Raw genomic sequence first — 544 nt, forward strand, 5'->3', positions numbered from 1 at the left:
GTCCGACGGTGCACCCGCCGCCGTCGATGTACGCCTCACTTACGTCGGTTTAACTGGCACGATTCGGAACGTCGACGTCACAAGACCAGCGCACCGAACAGCGAGTAAACAACGTACCTCAGCACGCGCGCGCACTCCCAGAGCAGGAAGCATTTTGGAGACAAGGAGCACAAGCGAGTTGTCCGACAAAATGCGTTTCCTGCCCTCTCTCCGCACGACTTGCTTGCAAGTCCTAAGTGCGCCCTTGCTCCATAATCACCTGGTGAAATCGCGATTTGCCGCTGTTACAAGCAAATATTGCCCTGTTACAACGTCAATTTGTCCTGTTACAAGCGAAAAGGGTTGTTACAAACGCTACAACCCCTGTTACAGGCTCACAAAAGCGTTGCCAGCTCGGGGAAAGACCTCGCTTCGCGAGCTAATCCCCCTCACCGGCTCAATAATGATTTTCGGGTAAATGGTTTTAGGCCGGTTGAACTTGTTACCGAGCGAAAAGCGCCTGTTACCGAGCGATATTTACCTGTTACCGAGCGATATTGCTTGT

At 52.6% G+C, this 544-nt stretch carries 1 protein-coding gene; it reads left to right on the top strand.

The window, feature by feature from the left end; all coding sequences use genetic code 11:
- Positions 1–342: 342 nt before the first annotated feature.
- On the top strand, positions 343–544 hold a 202-nt coding region (locus DZ54_RS25670), incomplete at its 3' end, for a hypothetical protein (RefSeq protein WP_205619437.1).

It is taken from the genome of Salinivibrio socompensis S35 (assembly GCF_000513715.1).
GTDB classification, from domain to species: domain Bacteria; phylum Pseudomonadota; class Gammaproteobacteria; order Enterobacterales; family Vibrionaceae; genus Salinivibrio; species Salinivibrio socompensis.